This window comes from Paenibacillus sp. GM2FR (assembly GCF_002803325.1).
Lineage (GTDB): Bacteria > Bacillota > Bacilli > Paenibacillales > Paenibacillaceae > Paenibacillus_AQ > Paenibacillus_AQ lautus.
Genome location: NZ_MKZM01000008.1, coordinates 4,586,592 through 4,603,979 on the forward strand (window position 1 = coordinate 4,586,592; position 17,388 = coordinate 4,603,979).

Annotated in this window: 18 protein-coding genes, 16 tRNA genes and 1 rRNA gene; 2 read left to right on the plus strand and 33 right to left on the minus strand. The window is 49.7% G+C overall.

Translation table 11 applies throughout. The annotated features are described in order from the left end of the window. The first annotated feature begins 19 nt into the window (after positions 1 to 19). On the plus strand, positions 20 to 1,066 hold the full coding sequence (locus tag PAEVO_RS20930; RefSeq protein ID WP_394057295.1) for a M23 family metallopeptidase: 1,047 nt from the start codon (positions 20 to 22) through the stop codon (positions 1,064 to 1,066). A 106-nt stretch (positions 1,067 to 1,172) separates the two neighbouring features. Here PAEVO_RS20930 and yunB read toward each other — a convergent pair whose 3' ends face one another. The 6 genes from yunB to PAEVO_RS20960 all read right to left on the minus strand — a co-directional run bounded on the left by yunB (position 1,173) and on the right by PAEVO_RS20960 (position 5,446). Next, positions 1,173 to 2,135 (minus strand): sporulation protein YunB, encoded by a 963-nt coding sequence (gene yunB / locus PAEVO_RS20935; RefSeq protein ID WP_100539257.1) that lies wholly within the window; start codon positions 2,133 to 2,135, stop codon positions 1,173 to 1,175. Between the two features lie 149 nt (positions 2,136 to 2,284). Continuing rightward, complete coding sequence (locus PAEVO_RS20940) at positions 2,285 to 2,629, minus strand: ArsR/SmtB family transcription factor (RefSeq protein WP_100539258.1); 345 nt, start codon at positions 2,627 to 2,629, stop codon at positions 2,285 to 2,287. Between the two features lie 3 nt (positions 2,630 to 2,632). Beyond that, the gene (locus PAEVO_RS20945) at positions 2,633 to 3,058 is read right to left on the minus strand and encodes an SRPBCC family protein (protein ID WP_100539259.1); all 426 of its coding nucleotides are present in this window, start codon (positions 3,056 to 3,058) and stop codon (positions 2,633 to 2,635) included. A gap of 190 nt (positions 3,059 to 3,248) precedes the next feature. After that, positions 3,249 to 3,674 carry a DUF1801 domain-containing protein gene (locus tag PAEVO_RS20950; protein ID WP_100539260.1) on the minus strand — a complete coding sequence of 142 codons (426 nt, stop codon included), beginning with the start codon at positions 3,672 to 3,674 and terminating at the stop codon, positions 3,249 to 3,251. A 237-nt stretch (positions 3,675 to 3,911) separates the two neighbouring features. Continuing rightward, on the minus strand, positions 3,912 to 4,709 hold the full coding sequence (locus PAEVO_RS20955; RefSeq protein WP_100539261.1) for a TrmH family RNA methyltransferase: 798 nt from the start codon (positions 4,707 to 4,709) through the stop codon (positions 3,912 to 3,914). Positions 4,710 to 4,783: 74 nt separating this feature from the next. After that, positions 4,784 to 5,446, minus strand: a complete 663-nt coding sequence (locus PAEVO_RS20960; protein WP_076324879.1) for a potassium channel family protein — start codon at positions 5,444 to 5,446, stop codon at positions 4,784 to 4,786. Positions 5,447 to 5,586: 140 nt separating this feature from the next. On the opposite strand from PAEVO_RS20960, the gene sspI reads away from it, so the two are divergent. After that, positions 5,587 to 5,823, plus strand: coding sequence for a small acid-soluble spore protein SspI (sspI, locus tag PAEVO_RS20965; RefSeq protein WP_100539262.1), 237 nt, complete (start codon positions 5,587 to 5,589; stop codon positions 5,821 to 5,823). An 82-nt stretch (positions 5,824 to 5,905) separates the two neighbouring features. On the opposite strand, the gene PAEVO_RS20970 is transcribed toward sspI, so the two are convergent. The 27 genes from PAEVO_RS20970 to PAEVO_RS21100 form a co-directional block, all read right to left on the minus strand. Continuing rightward, positions 5,906 to 7,486, minus strand: coding sequence for a peptide chain release factor 3 (locus PAEVO_RS20970; protein WP_100539263.1), 1,581 nt, complete (start codon positions 7,484 to 7,486; stop codon positions 5,906 to 5,908). Between the two features lie 121 nt (positions 7,487 to 7,607). Then, entirely contained in the window at positions 7,608 to 9,155 is a 1,548-nt protein-coding gene (zwf, locus tag PAEVO_RS20975; RefSeq protein WP_100539264.1) for a glucose-6-phosphate dehydrogenase, read from the minus strand. A 137-nt stretch (positions 9,156 to 9,292) separates the two neighbouring features. After that, positions 9,293 to 10,141: a YwmB family TATA-box binding protein gene (locus PAEVO_RS20980; RefSeq protein ID WP_100539265.1), complete on the minus strand. Its 849-nt coding sequence runs from the start codon at positions 10,139 to 10,141 to the stop codon at positions 9,293 to 9,295. A 305-nt stretch (positions 10,142 to 10,446) separates the two neighbouring features. Further along, positions 10,447 to 11,097: a response regulator gene (locus PAEVO_RS20985; protein ID WP_036644768.1), complete on the minus strand. Its 651-nt coding sequence runs from the start codon at positions 11,095 to 11,097 to the stop codon at positions 10,447 to 10,449. Beyond that, on the minus strand, positions 11,075 to 12,148 hold the full coding sequence (locus tag PAEVO_RS20990) for a sensor histidine kinase (RefSeq protein ID WP_100539266.1): 1,074 nt from the start codon (positions 12,146 to 12,148) through the stop codon (positions 11,075 to 11,077). Before PAEVO_RS20990 ends, PAEVO_RS20985 begins: the two co-directional genes overlap by 23 nt. 41 nt (positions 12,149 to 12,189) lie before the next feature. Continuing rightward, on the minus strand, positions 12,190 to 12,834 hold the full coding sequence (liaF, locus tag PAEVO_RS20995; RefSeq protein ID WP_100539267.1) for a cell wall-active antibiotics response protein LiaF: 645 nt from the start codon (positions 12,832 to 12,834) through the stop codon (positions 12,190 to 12,192). A gap of 170 nt (positions 12,835 to 13,004) precedes the next feature. Continuing rightward, complete coding sequence (locus tag PAEVO_RS21000) at positions 13,005 to 13,691, minus strand: PspA/IM30 family protein (RefSeq protein ID WP_100539268.1); 687 nt, start codon at positions 13,689 to 13,691, stop codon at positions 13,005 to 13,007. 1 nt (position 13,692) lies between these two features. Next, positions 13,693 to 14,172, minus strand: a complete 480-nt coding sequence (locus tag PAEVO_RS21005) for a PspC domain-containing protein (RefSeq protein WP_100539269.1) — start codon at positions 14,170 to 14,172, stop codon at positions 13,693 to 13,695. A 2-nt stretch (positions 14,173 to 14,174) separates the two neighbouring features. Further along, the gene (locus PAEVO_RS21010) at positions 14,175 to 14,852 is read right to left on the minus strand and encodes a PspA/IM30 family protein (protein ID WP_100539270.1); all 678 of its coding nucleotides are present in this window, start codon (positions 14,850 to 14,852) and stop codon (positions 14,175 to 14,177) included. A 68-nt stretch (positions 14,853 to 14,920) separates the two neighbouring features. Beyond that, entirely contained in the window at positions 14,921 to 15,220 is a 300-nt protein-coding gene (locus PAEVO_RS21015) for a hypothetical protein (protein WP_100539271.1), read from the minus strand. A 229-nt stretch (positions 15,221 to 15,449) separates the two neighbouring features. Further along, positions 15,450 to 15,529: transfer RNA gene (locus PAEVO_RS21020), tRNA-Leu, on the minus strand. An 8-nt stretch (positions 15,530 to 15,537) separates the two neighbouring features. After that, positions 15,538 to 15,614, minus strand: a tRNA-Arg gene (locus tag PAEVO_RS21025). A 12-nt stretch (positions 15,615 to 15,626) separates the two neighbouring features. Beyond that, positions 15,627 to 15,700, minus strand: a tRNA-Cys gene (locus PAEVO_RS21030). Positions 15,701 to 15,711: 11 nt separating this feature from the next. Continuing rightward, positions 15,712 to 15,786 (minus strand) — tRNA-Gly (locus tag PAEVO_RS21035). Between the two features lie 15 nt (positions 15,787 to 15,801). Beyond that, positions 15,802 to 15,876 (minus strand) — tRNA-Gln (locus PAEVO_RS21040). Between the two features lie 16 nt (positions 15,877 to 15,892). Further along, positions 15,893 to 15,968: transfer RNA gene (locus PAEVO_RS21045), tRNA-His, on the minus strand. Positions 15,969 to 15,992: 24 nt separating this feature from the next. Beyond that, positions 15,993 to 16,066 (minus strand) — tRNA-Trp (locus tag PAEVO_RS21050). 6 nt (positions 16,067 to 16,072) lie between these two features. After that, a tRNA-Tyr gene (locus tag PAEVO_RS21055) sits at positions 16,073 to 16,157 on the minus strand. 4 nt (positions 16,158 to 16,161) lie between these two features. Next, positions 16,162 to 16,237, minus strand: a tRNA-Thr gene (locus PAEVO_RS21060). A gap of 22 nt (positions 16,238 to 16,259) precedes the next feature. Continuing rightward, positions 16,260 to 16,335, minus strand: a tRNA-Phe gene (locus PAEVO_RS21065). 68 nt (positions 16,336 to 16,403) lie between these two features. Beyond that, positions 16,404 to 16,480, minus strand: a tRNA-Asp gene (locus PAEVO_RS21070). 30 nt (positions 16,481 to 16,510) lie between these two features. Then, positions 16,511 to 16,587: transfer RNA gene (locus tag PAEVO_RS21075), tRNA-Met, on the minus strand. Positions 16,588 to 16,674: 87 nt separating this feature from the next. Beyond that, a tRNA-Val gene (locus PAEVO_RS21080) sits at positions 16,675 to 16,750 on the minus strand. 176 nt (positions 16,751 to 16,926) lie between these two features. Next, a tRNA-Glu gene (locus PAEVO_RS21085) sits at positions 16,927 to 17,001 on the minus strand. A gap of 16 nt (positions 17,002 to 17,017) precedes the next feature. Next, positions 17,018 to 17,109, minus strand: a tRNA-Ser gene (locus tag PAEVO_RS21090). A 5-nt stretch (positions 17,110 to 17,114) separates the two neighbouring features. Next, positions 17,115 to 17,190, minus strand: a tRNA-Asn gene (locus PAEVO_RS21095). A gap of 71 nt (positions 17,191 to 17,261) precedes the next feature. Then, positions 17,262 to 17,388 (minus strand): 23S ribosomal RNA (locus PAEVO_RS21100); the annotation flags it as partial.

Sequence of the window (17,388 nt, forward strand, 5' to 3'; positions counted from 1 at the left end):
ATTGAGAGCAAGCAGCATCATGATTCGCTGCACGGCTGCAGCTGTGGCTGCCTTGACAGCGGCCTGCTGCATGTGCGGGCCTGTGTCCGCATCCGCCTCTATTGCGACCAGCACGGCAGACGATACGGTGAAAACAACGGATGCTAAAGCCATATTTGAAGACCGGAAGTCGTTATACGATGAGATTTCCACCGTTACCCAAATTCCTTGGTATCGCCTGGCTGCTATTGACCAGTATGAACGGACACTGACTAGAGTCCACCCCAAGGATCGCAAACATCCGGACCGGACGCTCGGAATCTTCATCCCCTCCACAAGATGGGCCGGCGCGTTAAATCCCAATCAGGAAGATGTAAATCCGACGTCGATCAGCGTGTTTTCCGGCATCGGGCTGGATGGTGACGGGGATGGCAAGGCAGATCGGAATAATGATACCGACCTGCTATATACCGTTGCAGCGAGACTTTCCCCCTACGGGCATGCTGCTGATGATTTCAGCATCGGGCTCTGGTCATACTACCAGAACACGCGGGCGGTTCAGCGCGTCATGCAATACGCCAAATTGTACGAGACCTTTGGGAAGCTGGACTTGTTCGACCATGCATTTCCTCTCCCGGTCAAAAGCAACTATTCATACCGAAGCACCTTTGGCATGGGACGCAATTGGGGAGGAAGAAGGGTTCATGAAGGAACGGACTTATTTGCCAGTTATGGAGTCCCTGTCCGGAGTACGTGTTACGGCATCGTTGAAATCAAGGGCTGGAATAAATATGGCGGGTGGCGTATCGGCATCCGTGATTTGAACAATCATTACCACTATTACGCCCATCTGCAAGGCTTTGACAAAGGGATCTCCCTCGGAGACGTCGTTACGCCGGGTCAAACCCTTGGCTGGGTTGGCAGCTCCGGTTACGGCAAGCCGGGAACCCAGGGCAAATTCCCTCCACACCTCCATTACGGCATCTACCGGGATACCGGATTAAACGAATGGGCTTTCGATCCTTACCCGCTGCTGAAGCATTGGGAAACGGAAGAAAAACGCTCGAAGAAAAAAACGCGCTCCTAAGTTCAACCCAGGGGGCGCGTTTTCTCCGTTAAGGACATACATAAATAGCAACTGAATCATGGTGCGGCTTCCATACGATAGTGCCAAAAGTGAAATTAAACAGCACTTAGCCGCCGGTGTTGTTTCCCCCCGTTTGCCCGGATAAGTCCGCTCCGCCAGGTGAAGGTTCCAGAGGTGTCGTTGTTCCGTCTGCAGGTTGGTCCGGCGTTGTTGCAGGCGGGACTTCCTGCTCCGAATGATGGCTGTTCTCATTCGTAACGGGCGGCGGTATCGCTATGCTTGGCGCGCTTGCCTTGTTCTCGCCGACGGCCTTTCCTTGACCGTCATAATAATACATCGGCACATCGCCGACCACGAGCAGATAAGAGATGGGAATATCGGTTTCCACAATCTGCGGCTCCATGTCAAAAGGAACAACAACCGCTACCTCCGTTACAATGTGGACGAATACCTCAACCAAAATCATGTTGATGCCCGCACCCTGCTGTCTTGTATCCAGTTGAACCTTTACCGCTCCCTGCGGTTCGATCTTCAATGGAATTTGTGGACCGAATGACGCGATGATCGGGCTTTTTAGCACCTGTCCCAGCGGAATTTGCTCTTTGCGCTTATGGATTTCGTCCAGCGTGCTCTGCACGACCTGCGTCGTATGGGATGTGATTTTCAAATGCTCGGCATAATTCAGCATGAATCCCGTCACTTTGCCGGAGCTATCCGTTTTCCAATTGACCAGATTATCAAAATCCTTACCCTGCGTCACCTGAGAGGTGATGGCTTTATTAATGGCTTCAGTGGCAATCTGTTTTACCCTGATTTGGGCTAAATGCATGATCGGCGGCCGCAGATTCTGCTCAATATACATAAAAAACTCAACGATCCCAAACACAAGGAGCAGAGCGCCGATCAGCCACCATTTTTTCACGCTGCGCCGTTTGGCAGCCTGAGGACGCCCCCGATGCTGTGGTACGGGCCGAAAACCTCTCCGCGGTGGTCTATAAGCTCTCCTTGGTTTGGGCCATGACAGGGACGGAAAGGATAAACGTCTGCTTCCCCATCTCTTTCGTCTCATGCTTGGTCCCCCCTATTTACGCCCCGAGGAGCATGTTTACCATGGCAAGCTCTCCTGTATAGAGGGTATGCGGACAAACAGCAAAAAAGAAGAGCAAGGATGGGTAATCCTCACTCTTCTCCCTTATAGATTCTCATTTTCAAGAAAGACTACTTGTCGTTCTTCGGATTGTCTTCTTGATCTTCCACATAATACTTCAGCATCGACAGTTTATTCTCCCAGAACCGGTCGAAATAAGCGAGCCAATCCTTTAATTCCTTAAGCGGCTCAACATCCAGCCGATAGCGGGTTTCGCGTCCAACCTTGCGGTCCTGCACAAGTCCCGCTTCCTCCAGAATTCGGAGATGCTTGGAGACGGCGGTTCGAGTCATGGAGAAGTGCCCTGTAATTTCTTTAACCGGCATTTCCTTATCACTTAACAAGCCTAGCAGCTTACGGCGTGTCGGATCCGCGATCGCTTGATAAACATCATGCTTCGGAGCAGGCTGCGACATGGATTAGGCCTCGACGTATCCCGCAAGCTTCTGAACAATGCCTGCCCAGCCGTTGTCCATACGGCCTCGTACGATATCGTGAGCTTCCCCGAACTCGGTCACTTGATCCGCTGTCCATCCGCCGTGAATGAGCGTGAATTCCGTATGATCTCCCTGCTGTACCAGTTCGAACGTAACATTCCAATCCTTGCCCCAGTTAAAAGACAAACGGTTAGGCTCGTCAATAAGCGTGACCTTGCATGGTGAATTCCCGAAAGGGCCTGCATTCAATTGAAACTCAAAGCCTTCCACCGGTTCAAAATTGTTGGGCATGAACCAAGCCGAAATCCCTTCAGCCGTAGCCACGGCTTTCCACACCTTCTCGATGGGCGCTTTCAGCACAAGCGTATGACGAATATCCGGCAGCTTGCCGTTTGATACGTTGTCCATATTTGATTAATCCCTCGCTTAGGTTTAAAATTATGAAACCATTTGGTTTCCCTTCATGCATTATAGGACACCAAATGGTTTTATGTCAAATACCAATATTCACCTTTTTATCCATTCAACACACCCTAGGGTCCAGCTTTCGTAACCAGGCAATCCATGCATCTTGTCAGCATCTCATGACTTAAACTCGCTAGGGCTGAGCAGGGTAGGTCTTGTTCAAGAAGGCGATCGATTCGCGAATCAGCTGCTTCAGGACTTCCCTATCAATGTCCGCCACTTTATTAATGTAGACGCAGCCTTTCCCGGCCGTATGTTTACCGAAACTCGTCAATAGCTCCTCCCGCTTCTCATCGCCCGGCGCAAAATACAGGCTGATTTTCGCTTTGCGCGGCGAGAAACCCACAAACGGGGCATCTCCTTCGTGTCCGGAAGCGTAGCGGTAATGGTAGGAGCCGAAGCCGATGATGCTGGGTCCCCACATCTTAGCCGGAAAACCGCTCGTCTCCTCAAAAACCTCCAACAAACGATAAGCATCCTCCCGTTTTTTCGGCGAATCCACTTGCTCTATAAACTCCACCACGCTGTGATCGGTTTCTTTGGTTTTTTGCTCGTACATTGGGATTTACTCCTTTCAAACATACCCACATTATTGTTTCCAGCCCTGACAAAAATAAAAAAACGTCATCGACGTACTTTCATAGAAGACAGACCGCATTTCGCGGAAGTTTTTCTTGCGAGATAAGGAGAGTAAGCCTCTGAAGTTTATGCTTTCTTATCTCTTAAATAAAAAAAGCCGGATATGATTAGCCATTGCTTTCTAATCACTTCCAGCCTTGTCGAGCCGCTCCTGTCTTTATTGGCCAGGGTACTCTCTTTGCCGTAAAGCCTCGTACATCAATACCGATGCCGCCATAGCCGCGTTCAACGATTCGGCTTTCCCCGGCATGGGAATACGGATGGCATCGTCCACGAGTTCCGCGACCTCAGGTGAGACCCCCCGCCCTTCGCTACCAATCACGATCCAGCTTGTCCCTTTGAAATCATACTCAAAGCAGGAACGCTTCCCTTCCAGCATGGTGGTGACCAATCTGGCACCTCGTTCCCTGGCTTCCGGCAAAATGCTCAGCAGATCGCCCTCCAGCACCGGTAGATGAAACAGGGAACCCATGGTAGAACGCAGCGTCTTAGGGTTATACAAATCCGCGCAGCCGCGTCCCAGAACCACGCCAGCAGCTCCTACGGCATCTGCGCTTCGTATGATGGTTCCCACATTCCCCGGGTCCTGAAGACCGTCCATAACGACAACCAAACCGTTCTCGCGCAGGATCAGGTCCTGCCATTGACGTGCTTCTTTGCGGACCACGGCAAACACCTGCTGCGGTGACGGCGTATCGCTGACCTTCGAGATGACGGCATGGGATACACCGATCCATTCGGCACCTTGTCCTGTATCCGATATAAAACGAAGTTCTTGGGGAATGCCCTTCTCGACATCATAAGCGACGCACTCGATGTCCGCCCCGGATGACAGTGCTTCCTGCACGAGATGAATACCTTCCACCACATACTTGTTCTGCTTGTCTCGATGTTTCTTCTCCTGCAGCTGTGACCAGCCCTTCACTCTGGCATTCTGAGGCGATAGTATCTCCATGGTTAATCCATCCGTTCTTTACTTATATACAAAACCGAGTCCAGCTCAACCAGCATACCCGCTAGTGGACAGCCTTACTTCGGATAAGCAAGCTCCAGCTTCGTTAAGTCATTCTTGTGCCCCACAATAACGAGAATATCGCCTTCCTCAATCCGGTCATCCGGACTTGGCGAAATGTTCATGTCCGCATCACTTCGAATCGCCATGACATTGCAGCCGAATCGTGCCCGAATGTCCAGCTCTATCAGATTGTGACCGACCAGATCTCCTGTAGCAAGCATCTCCATAATGCTGTAGTCGTCCGACAAATCGATATAGTCCAAAATATTTGGTGACACCAGATGGTGGGCAACCCGAAGCCCCATGTCCCGCTCAGGGAAAATCACCTTATCCGCACCGATTTTGTTCAGCACTTTTCCGTGCAGCTCATTCTTCGCTTTCACGATAATGGCCGGTACGCCAAGATCCTTCAATATCAGCGTAGTCAAAATACTGGATTGAATATCTTCTCCGATCGCTACGACAACCACATCGAAATTCCGTATGCCCAGCGCCCGAAGCGCCTCTTCATCGGTTGAATCCGCCGATACGGCATGCGTGACCATACTTGCGATTTCTTGAATGCGCTGTTCGCTCGCGTCTACGGCTAATACATCAAATCCCATGCTGCTCAATTCCTTGGCAACACTCGTGCCAAAACGCCCCATACCGATTACTGCGTACTGCTTCTTAGCCATTTATATATCCCCCCACGAGCCTAGGTCATCCATAATCATCATGATAATAGTATATCATACTGTCCCGAATACTTGAATGTAACTGCCCTGGAACGGGCACATTACACAATGACCCTTTCATAACAAGGAGGAACATGTCCATGTCCATATTGTTAGATCTAAGGCAGGCCGTCATTCATAAAGTCCACAATCAGGACGAAGAAGAGCTGCGCTCCATGATCGAGGGTTCCGTTGACGGGCCTGAAGCTGCCCTGCCGGGACTCGGTGTAATGTTTGAAATGATGTGGAAAGACATGGATGCTTCCCAGCAGAACAGCCTTGTCTCTTCCCTCCATGATCATTTGAAAACCGTTACGCCTGGCAACCTTCAAGGATAAGCCCATGGTCAACAAACAAGAACAATCCCCCAAGCTGTGAAGCTGGGGGATTGTTCTTTACATTGCATATTTATAACATCGCTTACGGAGCGGTCTCAAGAAACTGGGCGGTTGGATTCTTATCGATGGCGGTTCTCATCGCGTACTCATTTTCGAACAAGACAACGTAGTTATCCTTCTTGTCTTTGACCAGCGTTGAGTTAATCCGGAACTTGGACGGATCAATATTGTCATCCACGATCCAGCGAGCGAACTGATACGGCATCCGTTGAAGCTGGACATCAACGCCGTATTCCCCCTTCATCCGGTACTCGAAGACCTCGAACTGGAGCTGCCCGACAACCCCGAGAATGGTCTCGTCGAAACTCACGGTGCGGAATACCTGAATGGTACCCTCTTCCGTCAGCTGATCAATCCCTTTTTGATATTGCTTATGCTTCAGCGCATTCTTCACCGTTACTTTAGCGAAGATTTCCGGTGAGAACGTTGGAAGCTCATCGAATACAACTTCACGTCCCTGACTAAGCGAGTCCCCGATCCGGAAAATGCCCGGGTCAAACAGACCGATAATATCACCAGGGTATGCCTCCTGCACAATATCTCGATCCTGCGCCAAAAACTGCTGCGGCTGAGCCAGCTTGATTTCCTTGCCTACCCGAACATGCTTCACGCTCATACCGCGTTCGAACTTGCCCGATACGATCCGCAGGAAAGCAATACGATCCCGGTGAGCCGGATTCATATTGGCTTGAATCTTAAATACGTATCCGGAGAACTTCTCATCGGTTGGCTCCACCACACCGTCCGTGCTGCGGCGCGGCTCCGGCTTCGGCGCAAGCTGAAGAAAGTTTTCCAGGAAAGTCTGGACGCCGAAATTGTTAATCGCACTTCCGAAGAATACAGGTGTTAACTGACCCTGCATGACTTTCTCCAGATCGAATGGGTCTCCGGCAACATCCAGCAGCTCGAGGTCTTGACATAACTGATCATGCAGGTAATCACCTGCCATCTCCCGAATGATCGGATCCTCATAGCCTTCGACCTTCTGAACCTGAATCGTGGAATGGTCGTCGCCTTGGAACAATTCCACCTGATTCTTGACCCGGTCGTACACGCCGCACAGGTCACGCCCGGAGCCGATCGGCCAATTCATCGGTACGGAGCGGATGCCGAGAACCTGCTCAAGCTCCTCCATCAGATCGAACGGGCTGCGCCCTTCGCGGTCGAGTTTGTTGATAAAGGTAAAGATCGGAATGCCCCGCTTCGCACACACCTGGAATAATTTAATCGTCTGAGCCTCGACCCCTTTGGCTACGTCAATCAACATGACGGCGCTGTCAGCGGCCGTCAGCGTACGATACGTATCCTCACTGAAGTCTTGGTGACCCGGCGTATCCAATATATTAATCCGATGCCCTAAATAATCAAATTGCATAACAGACGAGGTAACCGAGATCCCCCGCTGCTTCTCGATCTCCATCCAGTCACTCGTTGCATGCTTGCTCGCTTTACGAGCTTTAACCGATCCAGCCAGACGAATGGCGCCCCCGAACAAGAGCAGCTTCTCGGTCAGTGTTGTTTTACCGGCGTCAGGGTGGGAAATAATCGCAAACGTGCGGCGCTTATCCACTTCCTGCTGCAGTTCATCTATTAGCTTTGCCATTTCACTTATCCCTTCGTAACTAAAGTCATGTATATCATTGTACCACAATTCATACGCAAATCATCCCCATGCGCCCTGCGCATGAGGATGATTTTTAACACGTAAATTATAGAAAATGATCTTAGTTTTTCAACCACACCACATTATCCTCGAGCTGACCGTTAACCGGCCACCAGTGGAATCCGTCTTCCTTCAACAGCTCATCTGCTTTGACAGGTCCCCACGAGCCCGCAGGATACGATTCCAGCTCGCCCTGGTTCTCTCTCCACGCACTGGCGATACGATCCACGAAGGACCATGCCGAAGCCACTTCGTCCCAGCGCGTAAAGTAAGTGGAGTCTCCACGAGCCGCGTCATGCAATAGACGCTCATACGCTTCAGGAGAGTTAATGCCCACGATGCAGCTTTGGCAGAAGTCCATCGCTACAGGAGCGATCTCGGATTCGGATCCCGGCTTTTTCGCATTTATCTTCACGTAAATGCCTTCCATCGGATTCACGCGGATGACGAGCAGGTTAGGTTCCAGGGAATGCTTTTGTCCCAAGTAAACGTTGGTTGGCATCCGTTTGAACTCGACAACCACCTCGGTTGTCTTAACCGGCAGACGTTTGCCCGTGCGGATATAGAACGGTACGCCCGCCCAGCGGAAGTTGTCCACGAATACTCTGGCCGCAAAATAGGTTTCCGTATTGGATTCCGGATTCACTTTGTCCTCTTCACGGTAAGCCGGCAGATCTTTACCGCCCGCCGAACCGTTCGTATACTGACCGCGAACCACGTTGTTCTTCACTTCTTCATGTGTGGCATACGGACGCAAGGAACGAAGCACTTTTACCTTCTCGTCGCGGATATCCTCTGCGAGCAATCGGCTAGGCGGCTCCATCGCAATCATGGTCAGCAGCTGCAGCATATGGTTTTGGCCCATATCCCTTAGAGCCCCGGCATGATCATAGTATCCGCCGCGCTCCTCGACGCCAACCGTTTCACCAAGCGTAATTTGGATGTTGGCGATATGCTTGTTGTTCCAAAGCGGCTCAAAGAAAGCATTCGCAAAACGCATGACCTCGATGTTCTGTACCATTTCTTTACCAAGATAATGGTCAATCCGGTAGATCTCTTCTTCCTTGAACACTTTACGGATCTCTTCGTTCAGCTTGGCAGCCGACTCCAGATCGTAACCGAACGGCTTCTCGATTACAAGACGGTTCCAGCCTTCTCCGTCAAGCATACCGCCCTTCATCAGGTTAAACGATACGCTGCCGAACAATTCCGGTGCAAGCGCCAGATAAAATAGGCGGTTACCCGGTATATTAAATTTCGTTTCCAATTGCTCCGTTTGTTCACGAAGCTCACGGAAACCGTCAATATTGTTAATATCTAAAGATTTATATTCAAAATGCTGTGCAAATGCATTCCATTCACTATCCTGTTCCGAACTATATCGGCAGAATTCCTGAATCGAACGATACACGTCCTCCCGAAACTCTTCCTGGGTGCGCGGACGCCGCGCCACGCCGATTACCGCAAAATCCTCATCCAGTTTTCCTTCACGATAAAGACTGTAGATCGCCGGAAACAACTTACGTCTTGCCAAATCACCAGTCGCCCCAAAGATGAAAAATACAGCTCCCGGTGTCTTCATTGTATCTAGATTTTGATTTTCAGCCATGGCTCCTCATTCTTTCTATGAATTATAGTGTATTTTTATGCATCGGCACTTAACTCGATGTGATGACATTTTAGCATATTCATTTCAAGTATGCTATCTCAATCCGCATTTTTTCATCGGAGTTTCAGAAATCATTTTCAATATTCTATTGTAATGACGGGAAATCCGATCGTTATTCTACTACTTTTCTTCATCGAATCTTCATGCACTGCGATCTGCATATGAATCGGCGTGTCGCCACTTATCACAGATGCATGCAGTGAAGGAGCCTCATATGAACGGCTTCGTGTTTTTTCATCAGCATAATCCTCTACGGAGCGAAGCGGGAACTTTTGGGCCACAGTCTCTTCTACCTGAGCCATCGTCCCATCAACGCTTGCGGTTTCCGATGCATACCCTTGAATGGACGCATTCCATGTGTTCGGTATGCCTGCTTGCTTCATCATCTCTTGAATCTGCTGCTGTAAGGCGATCATTTCCCGGGTCTGCCCAGCCGCTTCTCCGACAAGCATAGCTCTGACATAACTATGGCCCGCCTTCGTGTGGGCCCAATCCAGAAGGACGGATACACCGGAGAGCACGCCTTCTGCTTGGAACACTTCATTTCCCTGAAGCGGGGACGTCGTAATCCCCGAGAGCCCCATGGTACGAGCCAGCTGCTCAGCTGCTGTCTTAGCTTGATCTTTTGGTATGGAATTTATCATTTCACCTTGAATTTTTACCGTGAGCATGGCCGAAGCTTCCATATGCTCTTGCCCAAGCGCTGCCAGTAGCGTTAAATCGCTATCTGCAGCTACCCCGGTTCCAGTTGTTCCATCGACATCTTTTTCTCCTGTTCCACTTGAAACTGAAGTTGACGCTTCTATCACATGCGGAACCGATTCGTTTCGCTTGCTTTCCGTTGTTCCCGCAAAACCCGCCATCATACCTGCTGCCCCGCACAGCAACAACATCATCACAACGATCTGTAAACGCATCTTCCGCATGGTCAGTCACGCCTCCCCGTTCGAATCTATCAATCTAGTAAAAAGGATGGCCTCGTTACCGCAGATTTATACCTCGCTTGTTAAAAAGAGCCTTCACCGGGCTTTATGTAAACATTCTTGCTTCCCCGTCCCTAAATAAAAAAAGCTCCCGATCCGGGAGTCTTTAAGCCTGCCTCTCATGGTTACATGGATATGTTTATAACTCACGCATCGCATCATGAATCTGCTTTTGTACCACGCTCAACGTCTCAGCATCTTGGATCTGTTTATGTCACGATCATCGCATAAAAAAGAGCCGGCATTCCTTACTCAGCCAGCCCATTTTTATAAGCGTAGATGGCAGCCTGGGTTCGATCCTCTACCCCCAGCTTGCCTAAAATATTCGTTACATGAAACTTCACGGTTTTGATGCCGATAATCAAATCATCGGCAATATCCTGATTCGACTTGCCCTGCGCCACCAGTCGGAGCACTTCCATTTCCCGGTCCGTAAGGTCGTTATGCGCCGGTGCTTCATTTTGCGGATGCCGGAATCGATTCATCATCTTGGAGGCAACCTGCGACTCCAGCACCGACTGCCCGCGTGCGGCTGCACGTATAGCATCAGCTACTTCAGAAGCACGGGATGTCTTCAATAAATAACTGAACGCACCTGCTTCAATAACCGGATACATCTTCTCATCGTCCAGATAGCTGGTCAGTACAATGACCTTAAGATTCGGAAACTGATTCATCAATTGGCGCGTCGTCTCGATTCCATCCATCCCGTCCATCACCAAGTCCATCAGCACCACATCAGGATGATATTCCTGCGCTAAGCGTATCCCTTCCTCGCCGCTGCCCGCTTCACCAACCACCTCGATGCCGTCCTCTGTACCAAGCACAGCCGCTAAACCGATCCGGACCATCTCATGATCATCCACCAGCAGCACCTTAATCGGCGTTTCCATCTCCATCCCCCCGTTTACGTTCATCATTTATGAGTGGCACAACGATCTCAATTCGAGTCCCTTTACCCGGTGCTGTTATGAATTGTACCGAGCCCCCGATCTCCGTCACCCGTTCCTGCATCGTCGATAGACCGTAGGAAGTCTGTTTCTTATCGTCCAGTTCAAACCCGATTCCATCATCACGCAGCATCACCCGAACAGTGTTCTGCCTGCGGTGAATACGGATATCCATTTTCTCCGCTTTCGAGTGTCTGAGGGTGTTCGACATAGCCTCCTGGATAATACGGAACAGATGATTTTCGATCCCTTTAAGCAAATGTATGTCATCGTCCATTTCAAACGTAATTTCCATAGGTACTTTAATCCGCAATTCCTTGATCAGATCCTTCAGCCCTTGCTCCAGTGCTTTCCCTTCGAGATAAACCGGCCGCAGATGAAGAAGAAGCGCCCTCATCTCGGACTGGGCCACAGCCGACATTTCCTCGATCAGAGCCACCTGGCGCTGCGCTTTGTCAAAATCCTTATCCAGCGTCCTGCCCACAGCGGTTGCCGTCATCGAGATGGCAAACAGCTGCTGAGAAACCGCATCATGAAGCTCGCGCGCCAGACGCTGCCTCTCTTCCACAATTGCTGTTACCCTGGCCTGCTCGGCAAGCTGGGCATTGTTCGTTGATAACCGCTGCAGGGAAGACACTTGATCCTCCCAGCGTTTGCTGATCTTCACCAGCTGTTCTCCAAGCCGGCCCACTTCGTCTTCACCGATGTCCGGCATCACATCCGTAAGGCTGCCTTTTTCCCAGTTTACCAGCGTTTCCCTCACGAGATCGACCCTCCGTTTTATTCGGTATCCCTGGAAGAAGCCATAGATTGCTCCCAGCCCAATCGGCAGCAATACCAGGGTAATGCCGGCTTCGATCCGGTTCTTCCACGTCTCAAACGGTTGAAGATAACCATATGTATATAATAAATATAGGACAACCAGCATGACAACCAATCCCAGAAGGGTCCCCTCACGCATACTTCGGGTAATCATATTTGCTTTCTTTTCCGTTTCCACGGGGCAACCCTCCTGAATGGTTTACACAAAACATACGTTGATTATGTCATTCTTATATTCAAATCTCCGCCCAAATAAGAAACAATAAATTTCACTTTATATTCACTGGTCTCATAATTGGGTGATTGATACCGCACGCGGTTTAATATGCCGGTTTCCTTCCGGTCGTCCATATGAATCGAGCCAAACAGGATCGATGCTTCGATCTCCACTCCATAATAGTCCGGAATCATCAGATCAATATCCCCCAGTATCCCATGGAACATAAGGACCGTTTGGCGTTCCTCCGGAAGCGCCAGGGATAGATCCACATCCGCCTCTCCAAGCACATGCCACACACTCAGACTGCGCATCACCCACGGAGCCCGGTCCCAATCAAAGTTGGACATAAAGTTCTGCTTCTGAATGTACTTTGTCGTCGTATGGGCTCGCTTCGACTTGCCATAAAAAATACCCAGTGATATCAAGCTGATGCCGATAATCAACATGAGATGCTCCAGCAGCAGCAGTACGGCACCTACTCCGAGCAGAATGTATCCCTTCTTCAAATGGCCTTGTCTGACCTGAAGGACACCTGCGAACATGAGTATCAGGGCGACAATGGTGAAGAAACCAAGCCATCGGCCGAAAAGCATAATAATACCCAAGCTGATTAAACCAACTGCTATCCAGCGGTTTCTGTCCATGTCGCACCTCCTTGATGACCAAGATATAAGCTCGGAAAAGCCATATCAGTGAGACGTTCCCCACTGTATGGCTTTGCCTGTACTATACGACAATCTCATTCGTATAGCATATCATATGAACATGGTGTTCGAATACGGTTTAATCTTATTTTACTGACTTGCTAGAGGAATTACTCGGACTTCGAAGAATTCCCCATTTTGTTTTTCAAAGCTTGCAGTTGCTCATCCACCTTCAATTGCTTCTCAGCATCTACGGGGCTTGTGTATACTGCGTTGTTAGGACGGTATGGGGCACGAAGCACATCCGCTTCTGCTTCCATTTGCATAATTTTTTCCTCCATGCGGTGGAAGCCCATCGACGCACTGCCGCTTTCGATCGTGTGCAGGCTGCTCACTTGAGACATTTGCTTCTTCGCTTTAGCCATTTGAGCACGGGCTACGAGCTCATTACGCTTGTTGCGCATTTTGTAGAACTCGTCTTTCATTTCATGCAGCTGAGCTACAAGCTCTTTCGCTTGAGCCTCGGATTGCAGGTGCAATTCCACGTACTCGGTTTCTTTTTGATCAAAATAGATTTTTTCTTCAAGCAGCTTGCGAGCCACTTCTTCTTGACCATTTTTCAGAGCCAATTCAGCTTGAGCTTCACGTTGTGCCGCCATCTTCACAGCCTCATCGACGCGCTGCTTCATACGACGCTCGTTAGCCATTTGCTTCGCAACCGTTACCTCTGCTTCGTGAATTTCTGCCTCCATGTCGCGCAGGTACTGGTTCAACATTACGATCGGATCCTCTACTTTATCCAGCAGTTCATTCACCGATGCTTTCGTCATATCCTTAATTCTTTTAAATACTCCCATGTTATTTATCTCCCTTCTCATAGTTCGAAAGTTTTTTCTTTAATTCTTCGATTTCTTTTTGCATGGCTTTTCTCTCAATATCCTTCATCATCGCATCCAGGTCGGAATCCGCTGGCGCGTTGTTTCTTGTGCCATTGGGACGGTCATATTTGGGACCAAAATTTCCATGCTCATTAGGATAGCCTTGACGTCCATAAGCATCGTTATAGCTGTTGTAGCCTGGACCAGGGCCCGGATGATCGTTATAACGGTATCCGCCACCATGTCTTCCCTGTGGACCGTACGGATCGTGATAATACGGCTCCTTAGGTACTACAAGGGATGCAATCAGATAGATCAACAGCGTTGTACCGCCTGTGAAAAAGATACTGACTACAAATATGACTCTAAGTAGGGTAGATTCGACTCCGAAATGATCGGATATACCGCCGATCAACCCTGTGAACATTTTGTCTCGGGTGGAACGGTACAATCTAGTCATGGTTACTCCTTTCCGCTGTTATTCAGCTTCTGCTTCAGGCGGGCAAGTTCTTTTTCTAATACAGTGGAGACCGATTCACCAGCCTGTTCCATGTATTCCTGCCCCATGCGGCGTAAATCGCGAAGACTTCTGGCTTCGAGTTCCCAGTCGCTGATACGGTCTTCGAGGCGATTGAACATCTTCGGTACGTCATGGCCGCCGCCGTAGGAGCCCGTACGTTCATTCATTTTCTGCTGAAGACGAAGGGTTTCCACTCGGGCAACATAATATTGGCGTTTGCTGTATACCGTCTGATATTCCATCCGCAGCTCGCCGAGCTGCTCCTCGATTTCTTTTAGCGACTCCAGGCTTGAGGATAACAGGCCTTGATACTGCTCGATCTTTTCCTCATAGATCAGCTTCTCCTGCAATGCCAGCTTGGCAAGATGTTCTTCGCCGGCCTTCAATGCAAGCAGCGCCTGCTCTTCGCGTTTATAGCGCATGGTTTCCGCTTGATCCACCTGCTGCTTCAGCTGTCTGGAATGTACTTGGCATTGCTGCTGCAGCTTCTCAGCCTCTGCAATGTCCTGTCTGGTTGAATGTAGGAACTGGTCGATCAATCGAACCGGATCCTGGCTCTGCTCGAGCTTTTCATTCAATGTTGCTACGGTTATGTCTCTTATCCGCCGGAAAACACTCATATTGGCTTAGCCCTCCTCATCTATCATGATCTGTTGTTCATGCATGTTATTTAATGTAGTGGTTTTTATCAATAACGCGGTCTACCATTCTTCAATCGGGACACCCCGTAGATGATTAAGATAACTCCAAGGATCGGACCGATCAGCCAAGACAGTTTACCCATCAACCAGATCACACCGATACCGAGAATAACCCATCCCATCAAGGTGTTACCTCTCCGGATCCCGTAGTATCCCAACGCGACCATCAGTATTGGAATTAGAAGACTGAGCAACCATCCAAGCAGAGGACCGAATACTCCCAGGAGAACCAAGATCCCTAAACCAATCAACAGGATACTCATTCCATTTCCTTTTGAATTTCTCATTTATACACCGCCTTTCTGTTGTTTGATCGTTGTTTCATTTGTTCAACCTTATGACTCTATTCTAGGTAATTTCGAGTTTCACTAAAACGGCCTGGGGACGGTTTTTAGACCTAGACCTAAGGCGGGGCCTCCTACAGACCTACGTCCAACCCTGCACTGGATCTCTACCGATCTAGATGCAACAAAAAAAGGAATGCAGACGTTGATAGTCTACATTCCTTTTGGATGATGCCGGTGAAGGGACTCGAACCCCCACGGTTTCCCTCACGATTTTGAGTCGCGCGCGTCTGCCAATTCCGCCACACCGGCTTACATAATGGCGTGCCCTAAGAGATTCGAACTCCTGACCTTTTGATTCGTAGTCAAACGCTCTATCCAGCTGAGCTAAGGGCACATAGTTTTGTTATGGAGGCGCCACCCAGATTCGAACTGGGGATAAAGCTTTTGCAGAGCTGTGCCTTACCACTTGGCTATGGCGCCAGAAATAAAAATGGAGCGGACGACGGGAATCGAACCCGCGACCCTCGCCTTGGCAAGGCGATGCTCTACCGCTGAGCCACGTCCGCAAACATAAAAATCAATGGCTGGGGATATAGGATTCGAACCTATGCATGACGGAGTCAAAGTCCGTTGCCTTACCGCTTGGCTAATCCCCAATATGATTTTGTAATATGGGGCGATCGAGGGGAATTGAACCCCCGAGTGCCGGAGCCACAATCCGGTGCGTTAACCACTTCGCCACGACCGCCATATTGAAACACTGTGATACGATTGGCAGGGGCAGCAGGAATTGAACCCACACTAACGGTTTTGGAGACCGCTGTTCTACCTTTAAACTATGCCCCTAAAAACTGGTGGAGGATGATGGATTCGAACCACCGAACTCGAAGAGAGCAGATTTACAGTCTGCCGTGTTTAGCCACTTCACTAATCCTCCAGAATGGTGCCGGCGAGAGGACTTGAACCCCCAACCTACTGATTACAAGTCAGTTGCTCTACCAATTGAGCTACACCGGCATATAAAGTTATAAAACGTACATGGTGGCTCGGGACGGAATCGAACCGCCGACACGAGGATTTTCAGTCCTCTGCTCTACCGACTGAGCTACCGAGCCTTAAAGCTCTTCGCGAACTTTGACGGAACCCATATCGGATACTCATCTCATCCCAAAGTTGTAAAGAATGGCGGAACTGACGGGATTCGAACCCGCGATCTCCTGCGTGACAGGCAGGCATGTTAGGCCTCTACACCACAGTTCCACGAGGCATTATCGCTATCGCGATATAAATTGGTTGCGGGGGCAGGATTTGAACCTACGACCTTCGGGTTATGAGCCCGACGAGCTACCGAACTGCTCCACCCCGCGTCATTATAAGGATTGCTTGTATAGGATCCCCGAAAAGCAATCGGAATTACCTGCGAAGCATGAGCTTCACTTCTTGGGGATGATTGATGGTGGAGGCTGAGGGGATCGAACCCCCGACCCTCTGCTTGTAAGGCAGATGCTCTCCCAGCTGAGCTAAGCCTCCGTAACAAAGCGACCTTTATCATATCAAAATCTGATATAAGAAGCAAGTGTTTTTTTAAAGAAAGTGGTGACCCGTAGGGGATACTCTCACTTCGTTCGAGACTGCGAAGCCTCTGCTTACGAAGTTATCCTCCGACGAATCGACGGGATTCTCATCCCCTGATGCAATTAAGATAGTGGTGACCCGTAGGGGATTCGAACCCCTGTTACCTCCGTGAAAGGGAGGTGTCTTAACCCCTTGACCAACGGGCCTTGCTTGAAATAATAGTGGCGGAGAGAGAGGGATTCGAACCCTCGAGACGCTTTTGGCGCCTACACGATTTCCAATCGTGCTCCTTCGGCCAACTCGGACACCTCTCCATAAATGGCTCCCCGAACAGGACTCGAACCTGTGACAACTCGATTAACAGTCGAGTGCTCTACCAACTGAGCTATCAGGGAACATTATTCAATTCAAGTGATTGATCACCTGAAAACTAGATACGAAACGAAATTTGCACTTTGAAATATGTTTGGATAAGCCCTCGACCGATTAGTATTGGTCAGCTCCATGCATTGCTGCACTTCCACCTCCAACCTATCTACCTCGTCGTCTTCAAGGGGTCTTACTAGTTGGGAAATCTCATCTTGAGGGGGGCT

What these genes read in the sequence shown, in the direction of transcription:
- PAEVO_RS20930 (WP_394057295.1), top strand. Translation starts at nt 20, where the DNA reads ATGATTCGCTGCACGGCTGCAGCTGTGGCTGCCTTGACAGCGGCCTGC.
- yunB (WP_100539257.1), bottom strand. Translation starts at nt 2,135, where the DNA reads ATGAGACGAAAGAGATGGGGAAGCAGACGTTTATCCTTTCCGTCCCTG.
- PAEVO_RS20940 (WP_100539258.1), bottom strand. Translation starts at nt 2,629, where the DNA reads ATGTCGCAGCCTGCTCCGAAGCATGATGTTTATCAAGCGATCGCGGAT.
- PAEVO_RS20945 (WP_100539259.1), bottom strand. Translation starts at nt 3,058, where the DNA reads ATGGACAACGTATCAAACGGCAAGCTGCCGGATATTCGTCATACGCTT.
- PAEVO_RS20950 (WP_100539260.1), bottom strand. Translation starts at nt 3,674, where the DNA reads ATGTACGAGCAAAAAACCAAAGAAACCGATCACAGCGTGGTGGAGTTT.
- PAEVO_RS20955 (WP_100539261.1), bottom strand. Translation starts at nt 4,709, where the DNA reads ATGGAGATACTATCGCCTCAGAATGCCAGAGTGAAGGGCTGGTCACAG.
- PAEVO_RS20960 (WP_076324879.1), bottom strand. Translation starts at nt 5,446, where the DNA reads ATGGCTAAGAAGCAGTACGCAGTAATCGGTATGGGGCGTTTTGGCACG.
- sspI (WP_100539262.1), top strand. Translation starts at nt 5,587, where the DNA reads ATGTCCATATTGTTAGATCTAAGGCAGGCCGTCATTCATAAAGTCCAC.
- PAEVO_RS20970 (WP_100539263.1), bottom strand. Translation starts at nt 7,486, where the DNA reads ATGGCAAAGCTAATAGATGAACTGCAGCAGGAAGTGGATAAGCGCCGC.
- zwf (WP_100539264.1), bottom strand. Translation starts at nt 9,155, where the DNA reads ATGGCTGAAAATCAAAATCTAGATACAATGAAGACACCGGGAGCTGTA.
- PAEVO_RS20980 (WP_100539265.1), bottom strand. Translation starts at nt 10,141, where the DNA reads ATGCGGAAGATGCGTTTACAGATCGTTGTGATGATGTTGTTGCTGTGC.
- PAEVO_RS20985 (WP_036644768.1), bottom strand. Translation starts at nt 11,097, where the DNA reads ATGGAGATGGAAACGCCGATTAAGGTGCTGCTGGTGGATGATCATGAG.
- liaF (WP_100539267.1), bottom strand. Translation starts at nt 12,834, where the DNA reads ATGGACAGAAACCGCTGGATAGCAGTTGGTTTAATCAGCTTGGGTATT.
- PAEVO_RS21000 (WP_100539268.1), bottom strand. Translation starts at nt 13,691, where the DNA reads ATGGGAGTATTTAAAAGAATTAAGGATATGACGAAAGCATCGGTGAAT.
- PAEVO_RS21005 (WP_100539269.1), bottom strand. Translation starts at nt 14,172, where the DNA reads ATGACTAGATTGTACCGTTCCACCCGAGACAAAATGTTCACAGGGTTG.
- PAEVO_RS21010 (WP_100539270.1), bottom strand. Translation starts at nt 14,852, where the DNA reads ATGAGTGTTTTCCGGCGGATAAGAGACATAACCGTAGCAACATTGAAT.
- PAEVO_RS21015 (WP_100539271.1), bottom strand. Translation starts at nt 15,220, where the DNA reads ATGAGAAATTCAAAAGGAAATGGAATGAGTATCCTGTTGATTGGTTTA.